This window comes from Pseudomonas sp., assembly GCF_049645325.1.
GTDB lineage: Bacteria > Pseudomonadota > Gammaproteobacteria > Pseudomonadales > Pseudomonadaceae > Aquipseudomonas.
Genome location: NZ_JBARTQ010000023.1, coordinates 1 through 10,124, shown reverse-complemented (window position 1 = coordinate 10,124; position 10,124 = coordinate 1). Strand labels below are relative to the sequence as shown.

At 60.1% G+C, this 10,124-nt stretch carries 9 protein-coding genes; 5 read left to right on the top strand and 4 right to left on the bottom strand.

Annotated elements, in window-relative coordinates:
• The 4 genes from WBB95_RS00815 to WBB95_RS00800 form a co-directional block, all read left to right on the top strand.
• Positions 1–233: arginase family protein (locus tag WBB95_RS00815; RefSeq protein ID WP_424485860.1), on the top strand; the 233-nt coding region annotated here is incomplete at its 5' end.
• On the top strand, positions 233–655 hold the full coding sequence (locus tag WBB95_RS00810; RefSeq protein ID WP_424485859.1) for a YybH family protein: 423 nt from the start codon (positions 233–235) through the stop codon (positions 653–655). The genes WBB95_RS00815 and WBB95_RS00810, both read left to right, overlap by 1 nt.
• 21 nt (positions 656–676) lie before the next feature.
• On the top strand, positions 677–2,188 hold the full coding sequence (locus WBB95_RS00805) for a purine-cytosine permease family protein (RefSeq protein WP_424485858.1): 1,512 nt from the start codon (positions 677–679) through the stop codon (positions 2,186–2,188).
• 34 nt (positions 2,189–2,222) lie between these two features.
• A complete protein-coding gene (locus WBB95_RS00800; protein WP_424485857.1) occupies positions 2,223–3,605 on the top strand; it encodes a sodium:solute symporter in 1,383 nt (460 codons plus the stop codon).
• 63 nt (positions 3,606–3,668) lie between these two features.
• Here WBB95_RS00800 and WBB95_RS00795 read toward each other — a convergent pair whose 3' ends face one another.
• The 3 genes from WBB95_RS00795 to ptrR form a co-directional block, all read right to left on the bottom strand.
• Entirely contained in the window at positions 3,669–5,669 is a 2,001-nt protein-coding gene (locus WBB95_RS00795; RefSeq protein ID WP_424485856.1) for an amino acid dehydrogenase, read from the bottom strand.
• Positions 5,670–6,129: 460 nt separating this feature from the next.
• Positions 6,130–6,252: a PA1414 family protein gene (locus WBB95_RS00790; protein ID WP_017737772.1), complete on the bottom strand. Its 123-nt coding sequence runs from the start codon at positions 6,250–6,252 to the stop codon at positions 6,130–6,132.
• Positions 6,253–6,408: 156 nt separating this feature from the next.
• Entirely contained in the window at positions 6,409–7,302 is an 894-nt protein-coding gene (gene ptrR / locus WBB95_RS00785) for a putrescine utilization regulator PtrR (protein WP_424485855.1), read from the bottom strand.
• Between the two features lie 103 nt (positions 7,303–7,405).
• On the opposite strand from ptrR, the gene WBB95_RS00780 reads away from it, so the two are divergent.
• Positions 7,406–8,614: an MFS transporter gene (locus tag WBB95_RS00780; RefSeq protein ID WP_424485854.1), complete on the top strand. Its 1,209-nt coding sequence runs from the start codon at positions 7,406–7,408 to the stop codon at positions 8,612–8,614.
• Here the strand turns inward: WBB95_RS00780 and WBB95_RS00775 are convergent.
• Entirely contained in the window at positions 8,526–9,968 is a 1,443-nt protein-coding gene (locus tag WBB95_RS00775; RefSeq protein WP_424485853.1) for an NCS1 family nucleobase:cation symporter-1, read from the bottom strand. The two genes, WBB95_RS00780 and WBB95_RS00775, sit on opposite strands and share 89 nt — an antisense overlap.
• Positions 9,969–10,124 lie beyond the last annotated feature (156 nt).

Here is a 10,124-nt window from a genome sequence, read left to right as displayed (position 1 = left end):
ACATCGACGGCATCGACCCGGCCTGGGCACCTGGCACCGGCACCCCGGAAATCGGCGGGCTGACCACCATCCAGGCGATCGAGATCATCCGCGGCTGCCAGGGCCTCGACCTGATTGGTTGTGATCTGGTAGAAGTTTCGCCGCCTTACGACACCACCGGCAACACCTCGTTGCTCGGCGCCAACCTGCTGTACGAAATGCTCTGCGTACTGCCCGGCGTGGCGCACCGCTGATGAGCACGGTCGAGGTGCTGCAAGCCGCGGCCGACCTGGTGTCCGCCTTCGCCCGCAATGACCGCGCCGCGTACTTCGGCGCGTTCACGGCCGACGCCAGCTTTGTGTTCTACACCCTCCCCCAGCCGCTGCTCAGCCGCGATGCCTACCAGGCGTTATGGGACAGCTGGCGCGAGGACGAGGGGTTTGAGGTGCTGTCCTGCACCTCAAGCAACGCTTTTGTCAGCCTGCAAGGCGACGTAGCGATTTTCATCCATGACGTGGCCACCGAGCTGCGCATGAACGGGGAGCAATTCAATAGCCAGGAGCGCGAGACCATTGTCTTCACACGACAAGGGTCTGGCACACAACAAAAACAAGGCCTGTGGCTGGCCTGTCACGAACATTTGTCCGCAATGCCGGAAGGGCTGCCGCCCCCTTAGCCAATGTGATCGGAGCTGATCATGAATAATAAAAACAACGAAAAAAGTATTCGCACCATAGAAACCAACGGGGTCGAACAGATCCCGGACCACGAACGCACTGCCGGGCCCAAGGACCTGTTCCGCCTGATCTTCGGCGGTGCCAATACCTTTGCCACCGCCGTGCTGGGTTCTTTCCCGGTGCTGTTCGGGTTGTCGTTCCAGGCCGGGGTCTGGGCGATTGTGCTGGGCGTGCTGGTGGGTGCTGTGATTTTGGCGCCCATGGGCCTGTTCGGGCCGATCAACGGCACCAACAACGCGGTGTCTTCCGGTGCGCACTTCGGCGTGCACGGACGGATTGTCGGCTCGTTTCTGTCACTGCTGACGGCGATTGCCTTCTTCTCACTGTCAGTGTGGAGTTCAGGTGATGCGCTGGTAGGGGGTGCGAAACGTCTGATCGGCCTGCCGGAAACCGACCTGACCCTGGGCCTGGCCTACGGCGTGTTCGCCATGCTCGTGCTGACCGTGTGCATCTACGGCTTTCGCTTCATGCTGTGGGTCAACCGCATTGCCGTGTGGGCCGCGAGCCTGCTGTTCCTGCTGGGCATTTTCGCCTTCGCCCCGGCTTTCGACAGCCACTTCGCCGGCACCGTCGCCCTGGGCCAGACCGGCTTTTGGGCAGCCTTCATTGGCGCAGCGCTGGTGGCCATGAGCAACCCGATTTCCTTCGGTGCCTTCCTCGGTGACTGGTCGCGCTACATCCCGCGTGAGACGCCGAAAATGCGCATCATGCTGGCGGTGGTTGCCGCGCAGATTGCCACTCTGATCCCGTTCCTGTTCGGCCTGGCTACCGCGACCATTGTCGCGATCAAGGCGCCGGACTATATCGCGGCCAACAACTACGTAGGCGGTTTGCTGGCGGTGGCGCCGAACTGGTTCTTCCTGCCGGTGTGCCTGATTGCGGTGATCGGCGGCATGTCCACCGGCACCACCTCGCTGTATGGCACGGGGCTGGACATGTCGAGCGTGTTCCCACGCCTGCTGTCACGGGTCAAGGCGACGTTGCTGATCGGCGTGATGTCGATTGCCTTCATCTTTATCGGACGTTTCGCCGCCAACCTGGTGCAGAGCGTGTCGACCTTCGCCGTGCTGATCATCACCTGCACCACGCCGTGGATGGTGATGATGATCATCGGCCTGATCGTCCGCCGCGGCTTCTACTGCCCGGACGACCTGCAAGTGTTCACCCGCGGTGAAACCGGCGGCCGCTACTGGTTCAGCCATGGCTGGAATTGGCGTGGCCTGGGCGCGTGGATCCCGAGTGCGCTGGTCGGCCTGTGTTTCGTCAACCTGCCGGGGCAGTTTGTCGGGCCATTGGGCAACCTCGCCGATGGCATCGATATCAGCTTGCCGGTGACGCTGGGGCTGGCCTCGGTGGTGTACCTGAGCTTGCTGCGCCTGTTCCCGGAACCGGCTGCCGTCTATGGGCCGACTGACCCGCGCAGCCAGCGCATGGATGCGCGCGTCAAACCGGCACTGCAACACGCCGCCTGATCCTCATAAAAAAGATAAACGGAGACCCGCCGTCATGGCTTTGGATTTATTCGTCGTACTCATCTACGCCGCCGGCATGCTCGTGCTCGGCTACTACGGCATGCGCCGCGCCAAGACCCACGAAGACTATCTGGTCGCCGGTCGCAACCTCGGCCCGACGCTGTACATGGGCACCATGGCCGCGACGGTGTTGGGCGGCGCGTCCACCGTCGGCACCGTGCGCCTGGGGTATGTGCACGGCATCTCCGGTTTCTGGCTGTGCGCCGCGCTGGGCATGGGGATCATTGCGCTGAACCTGTTCCTGGCCGAGCCGCTGCTGAAGCTGAAGATCTTCACCGTCACCCAAGTGCTGGAAAAACGCTACAACCCCATGGCCCGCCAAGCGAGTGCCGTGATCATGCTGGCTTACGCGCTGATGATCGGCGTGACCTCGATCCTCGCGATCGGCACCGTGCTGCAAGTGCTGTTCGGCCTGCCGTTCTGGATCTCGGTGCTGCTGGGCGGTGGCGTGGTGGTGGTGTATTCGACCATCGGCGGCATGTGGTCGCTGACCCTCACCGATATCGTGCAGTTCGTGATCAAGACCGTCGGCCTGATGTTTATCCTGCTGCCGATCTGCCTGTACCGCGTCGGCGGCTGGGACCAACTGGTGGCCAAGCTGCCCGCGTCGAATTTCAGCTTCACTGAAATCGGCTGGGACACGATCATCACCTACTTCATGATCTACTTCTTCGGCATCCTGATCGGCCAGGACATCTGGCAGCGCGTGTTCACCGCCCGTGACGAAAAGGTCGCCAAGTACGCAGGCACGTTCGCCGGTTTCTACTGCATCCTCTACGGCCTGGCCTGCGCGCTGATCGGCATGGCGGCGCATGTACTGCTGCCGAACCTGGACAACGTCAACAACGCCTTCGCCGCCATCGTCAAAGCCTCGCTGCCGGATGGCATCCGCGGCCTGGTGATTGCCGCTGCACTGGCCGCGATGATGTCCACCGCCAGCGCCGGCCTGCTCGCCGCTTCCACCGTCTTGACCGAAGACCTGCTGCCGCGTTTGCGCGGTGGTAAACAGTCGAGCCTGAACATCAACCGCCTGTTTACGATGTTGACGGGGATTGCCGTGCTCGGTATCGCCCTGGTGGTCAACGACGTGATCAGCGCCCTGACCCTGGCCTACAACCTGCTGGTGGGCGGCATGCTGATCCCGCTGATGGGCGCGATTTTCTGGAAACGCGCAACCACCTCGGGTGCCATCGCCTCCATGACGCTGGGCTTTGTGACCGCGCTGGTGTTCATGTTCAAGGACGGCCTGGACGCGAACACGCCGATCTACTACAGCCTGGCGGTAGGGTTGGTGAGTTTTGTGCTGGTGAGCTTGGTGTCGCCACGCCCCGAGGCCTCGGTGGCGCGGGCGGTTTGAGCAATAACAGGGTGTAGAGCGGTTTCTTCAGCGGGTGCGACGTCGGATGTCGCACCCGTTTTTTTATTCCGAATACATTGCCGAAGCCGCAGACGCTCTAGCCTGGATGATCTCCTGGACCAAAGAAGCCCATACCAAACCCTGTGTGGTGCCTCCGGCATACGTTGCCCCGGCCACGATTCGGTTGTAGGCGGACCAACAAACTATCGAGAGTCCATCCAGGGTACGGGGCCTGGCACAGTTGATAATGTGCAACTCCCCACTGTCGACCGCCCTGCGGTAGGACTGTGGAAAGTGCCGAGAAACAGCGGCCATACACGCCGCCAGTATCTGCTCCTTCTGCTCAGGCGTTGAATCAGGCGGAACTTGCCCGCCAGAGACCAGAATATGATCCCCGTCCAAGCGGCAATTCATGACCCCGATGGGCAAATCGTACTGCAGCTGGAGTCCGCGCATTCCAGCACCTTCATTACCGACCGCGCGCAATTTGAAAAACCAGCCGATGATCGCGATGACCTCCGGCTCTTCTACGCCCATGGCAGTCACGACGAAGTGTTTTTTACTCAGCTCGGCAATTTGGACAGTGTTCAGACAGTGGGGCAGAAACTGAACGCCAGCGCGCTGCAATAACGCTGCTAACTCATCCATAAGATGGCTGAATTCCAGGCTTGGCCATGGCCTGCTTTCAATATCGCGCTGCTCGCGGATTGCAGTTTCCACGCCACTGGCCTCGTCCCTACAGGCTCGCACAATGCGTGACTGCGCGAATTGGGCCAGCGACGGGTTATCAGCCAGGAGCTTTTCAAATAGCTCAATACCTGCGCGATTGCACTCAACGGCCAAGTGTTGGTTACCAGGCGTTAAATAGTCGTTGTGCAGAGGCCTTGCAGTCGTCTCCGTTGCTGAGAGATGACGCATGTTCACCTGCTTATGACTGGCTCCATCGCTCGGCTGATTCCCGCCGTAGACGATGACCTGATAATTCGCGAGACGGAACAAAACGGCCTGGAACAGGCCATTGATACCTCTGCCGATGATCGACACGCGCGGCGCACTCGCGCATACCTGCCGGGAGGGAATTCTCAAAGACTGGGCCGTTTTGCGCCGGACAATACCGTGCAAGGCCGTCAAGCTCAGTTGAACCGCGACCGCATAGTCAAGATCGCGATGGCAGGCTTCGGTGGTTGCGGCCTGTGTCGTCAGCGTCGCAGGTGTGCACCAGGTGGAGACATCGCAGCCGAGCACGTGGGTGCGAATCCGAAATGCATCCAATGTGCTGGGCCCGTAGTCCACTACAAGCTGGATGCCTTCAGCAGTTGCCAGGGCCCGCAACGCATCATCACTGAAGACATCCGGTTTGGCGACACAGACCAGCCGAGCCTGTTTGCACATACGCTGTATGAGGGTTCGATCAATGCGCTGAACGGATTCACGGTTCAACGATACACATAGGGCGACAGCCTGGGCCCCCTCCAGTGCCTCACACCAGTCGCCCACAAATGAAACTCTACTGTGGAAAAAAACGTTCCCTGAACTGTCCGGCGCTGGATGACGGCGCCCCAACACCTTAATGCGGACGTTCGGATCTCGCTCAAGCAGTAATTTGACAAGCTCTTTACCCACGTTGCCGTATCCCAGTACGCGAATATCAAGCGGAATGGAGCCATCGGACAGTGTCAGCCAGTGCGCGATATAGGCTGCGACATGCGGCGCATTGACCCCTGGCGTATTGATCACCCGAATGTGGTTGGACTCACAAAGATCCAGCCGCACCTTATCCAGGCTCGTACCTCTGCGGACCAACTGAAGGTCTCCAAAGGGGTGAGATACGCGCCACTGTTCAATGACGTCTGCATCTATGGCCTGGTCTCCAGCAATGATTGTTGATGGGCGCAGCAGTCCAATCTGCATGAGCAATGTGTGTTTGCTCAGTGTCGGCGGCAGAAACACGACGTTGCTGGGTGCCTCAGCCTTCCACCCTCGCGACGCAGGTGCGATATGCAAGACACTTCCGGCGGTGGCAATGAGTGACGCAACGACTGGCGGAACGGAAGAGCGCGTCATGGCGTTGTCTCCGACAATTCTGACTTATTAATCCCTCCCCAGAGGAGGCGTTCAATAAAGTTCGGGAGTGACGGAAGTGCTCTTGAATGGGGTCCGAGAACGTTGCCTCGCTTGAGCAAATCCCTCGACCTTGAGTGGACTTAGCGTCGTTTTTCCCTAACGAAACTCAAACTATGCTCATGGTTGGAATTAAATAATCCAGCCGCTTCTGATAAACCGGTAGTCCGATTCCGAGATTCATATGAAGGCAAAATACAGAAGGGTGGGCGACGAAAAACCAGATGGCAAAACAACAGGAAGGGGCCGACGCCGAAGTTCTATTCGTCAGACTTTCAGAGAGAGATGAAGGGAAAAGAAAGGGTTGCGCACAGTTCACAGGGCACCGAACAGGCCCCGATCAATAATCCATTCCATTAGCGCCCACACAATCAAATCGACGATCGAGTGAGCGCGTCAGGACTTACCGACGACGTGGACGACGCTGTTCGTCATCTGTGCGGATCGGCACTGGTTGCAGCGGAGGCTCGATCAAGCCCAGCGCAACGCCGAGGTCATGGAGCCAGGTTTGAATTTTCTCTTTCATGGTGTGCCCCCTTTGAGGGTAATGCTGATCGACGTAGCTGTGATGCTTCATGCAAATGTCGCCGCTTCCTACAGATAGTAGCCCTAAGTCCTACGCAATGCTTGAACGAAACCACAACGAACTATTACTGAATTGATCCAAATCCTGACGGATCGTTCAAGCAATCGCGCGTGCGTCCTGCAAGAACTCGGCGGTGCCTTCCTGCTGCAGGTCGATCCATGCATTGAGGTTAGCGCCGAGCATACCCTTTCGCCACATCAGCCAGGTGGTCGCCGTAGCAAAAGGCCCTGTCAGGGGATGAACGGACACGCTGTCCTTGCCGGGCAGGCTGTCGAGCATGGATTCGGACATCAACGCCACGCCCGAACCGGCAATCACGCAGGCGAGCATGCCTTGATAGGACTCAATCTCGATGGCGCGCCCCATGGCCACGCGCTCGTGAGAAAACCAGGTTTCCAGGCGCGCGCGGTACGCGCAACTGCGGCGGAACGTGAACACCGAACGCCCGGCGACGTCCTGAGGGCCGCGTACCGGCGGATGATCGGCTTCGCAAATCAGCACCAGGCGCTCTTCACACAGGGGCACGCCGTCCAGGGAGGCGATGGTGATGGGGCCGTCCACAAAAGCAGCGTCAAGACGACCGGTGATCAAGCCTTCGAGCAGTTCACCGCTGGGTGCCGATTGCACCTGAAGGTTCACCATCGGATACGCCTTGTGATAGCGCGCCAACAGTTTGGGCAGATGCACCGCCGCCGTGCTGTACATGCTGCCCACCACAAAATCACCGGCCGGTTGCCCGCCCTGCACGGCGCCGTGGGCTTCGTCATGCAGCGCCAGCAGACGCGTGCTGTAGTCCAACAGTACTTTGCCCGCAGGAGAAAGCTGCAAGCGTTGGCGCTCGCGCACGAAAAGCTCGACGCCGAGTTGCTCCTCCATCTGCTTGAGCCGGGTCGACAGGTTTGACGGCACGCGGTGCAGGCGTTCGGCTGCACGGGTAATGGAGCCCTCTTCCGCCACAGCCTGGAAAATGCGCAATTGACTGAACTCCATACCTTTCTCCAAAACTGAACAAGTTACTCACTATTATTCATTTTTACAGAAAGTCAATCCGCTTTAGCCTGAGGGTCATTCGCTACCCAGCAGGAAACTGACCATGTCACCCCTGATTCGCTTACTCGCCAGCTTTATCGCCCTGATGATGGCCATGGGCATTGGCCGCTTCGCCCTCACCCCGCAAATGCCGCATTTGCTCAGCGAAGGCCAGATCGACCTGACCGGCGCGGGCCTGATCGCCGCCGCCAACTACTTGGGCTACTTCGTCGGCGCGGTGGATTCGATCTTCGCCCGCAGCCATCACCATGTGCGCGGGCGCCTGTATGGCGGGCTGTGGTTGTGTGTGCTGCTGACCCTGGCGTCGTATTGGGCCCACGGGTTCTGGCCACATTTGCTGCTGCGCTTTGGTACCGGCGTCGCGAGTGCCTGGGCACTGGTGATGATCACCAGCTTGAGCCAGCCCTTGGCGATCGCCGCCGGGCGCCCTCGCCTGGGCGCCCTGGTGTTTGCCGGGCCGGGGCTGGGGATTCTGCTGACGGGTTTACTCGCGCTGGGCTCCAACCTGCTGGGGCAAGATTCTTCGACGCTGTGGCTGGTGTATGGCGTGGTCGCGCTGGTGATGTTGCTGGCAATCCTGCCGTTCCTGCCCAAGCCTTCCGCCGCCGGCGCGCCCATTGCCAGCCACACCGACGTGGTCAAAAACGGCAACATCACCCACCTGTGCTGGATCTACGTGCTGTACGGCCTGGGTTACATCATCCCGGCGACCTTCCTGTCTCAGATGGCCAGCGCGCAGTTCAAGGGCGCCTGGCAGGCGGATCTGTTCTGGCCCTGCTTTGGCCTGGCCGCAGCGATAGGCGTGGTGGTCGCGAGCCTGCGCAGCAAGGACCCGCACACTACCCGCCGCTGGCTGATGACAACCTTGTGGCTGCAAGCGGCCGGGGTGTTCGCCTGCTTGCTGGGCAATGGCTGGGGCTTGGCACTGGGGGTTTTGCTGTGCGGCGGGCCATTTCTGGCCTGCATGCAGTTGGTGATGGCGCGCCTGCGTGAAGTGGCGCCACACGGCTACCAACGCAGCACCGGGTTGCTGACCGCCAGCTTCGCCATCGGCCAATTGTGCGGCCCGCTGCTGGCGTCGGCGAGCAGCCACGCCAGCGGCGGCCTGCAACCGGCCTTGATCATTGCAGGCGCTGGCCTGGTAGTGGCGGGCACGGTATTGGTCAGTTGGCGACCAGCGACGTCGGCACGCGCACCTGCTCCCGGCGAGCCAATACCAGGAAAAACAGCCCTCCCAGGAAGCAGCCGGTAAACCAGGCAAAGTTGGCCATCCCTTGCAGCGCCGGGGTGAAGGTGATCGCGACGCCCACCAGCGTCGCCGGCACCAGCGCCTTGACCGCCGTCCAGTTCACGCCTCCGTCGAAGTAATAGCGCCCGCTCGGGCTGTCATCGAACAGCGCGTCCACATCAATCTTCTGCTTTTTGATCAGGTAGAAGTCCACCAGCAGTATCCCGAACAATGGCCCGATGAAGGCCGCGAGGATGTCGAGGGTGTAGTGGATCATCAGCGGGTTATTGAACAGGTTCCACGGCGTGATGAAGATCGACGCGACCGCGGCGATCATCCCGCCGGCGCGCCAGCTGATTTTGCTCGGCGCGATGTTGGCGAAGTCGAACGCAGGGGACACGAAGTTGGCGACAATATTGATCCCGATAGTCGCCGTGACAAAGGCAAAGGCGCCGAGCAGCACGGCCATGCTGTTATCGATACGCGAAACGGTGGCGATCGGGTCGTGGAGCATTTCGCCAAATACCGGCAAGGTGCCCGAAACAATCACCACCGTGACCAGCGAGAAGGCCAGGAAATTCACCGGCAGCCCCCAGAAGTTGCCACGCCGCACGTCTTTCATGCTGCGGCAGTAGCGGCTGAAATCGCCAAAATTCAGCGTCGGCCCGGAGAAGTACGACACCACCAGCGCCGTCGCCACAATCACTTGGCCAAAGGCCTGCCAACCGGACAGTGATTTTTCCGCCAGGGTGAAGCTGATATTTGCCCAACCCGCCTTCCATACAATCCAGGCTGCCAGCGCAAACATCACCGCATACACCACCGGCCCGGCCCAGTCGATAAAGCGTCGAATAGACTCCATGCCAGTCCAGAACACCGCCGCTTGCAGTACCCATAAGCTAAGGAAACCCATCCAGCCCAAGTAGGACAAGCCCGCAAAATGTGGCTCTGCATACACCGCCATTTGTGGGAAAAAGCGCAGCACTACGATGATCAGGGCGCTGGACGCCAGGTATGTCTGAATTCCGTACCACGCCACGGCGATCAGGCCACGAATCACCGCAGGAATATTCGCGCCGAACACCCCAAAGGCCAACCGGCAGATCACCGGATAAGGCACAGCGGCTTGCTGGCTTGGCTTGGCCACCAGGTTGGCGACCAACTGCACAATACAAATCCCCGCCAGCAAGGCGATCAGTACCTGCCAACTGGCGAGCCCGAGGGCAAACAGGCTGGCGGCGAACACATAGCCGCCGACGCTGTGCACGTCGCTCATCCAGAAGGCAAAAATGTTGTACCAGCTCCACTGTTGCGGCAGTGGGCCCAGGTCCTTGTTGTACAGGCGGGGGCTGTAGCCTTTGGGCAATTGTTCGGTCATCGCTGGGCTCCTCGAAATACCGGCCTGCGCTTCCGTAACAGGGTGCATACGGGAGGCGGCATGGTTTGTATACGAGGTATTCAGCAGAATACGTGCCAATGGCACACAATCCCCTTGGAACGGCGCTCCAAAGGGGTTTACGACAGCTTGGATACG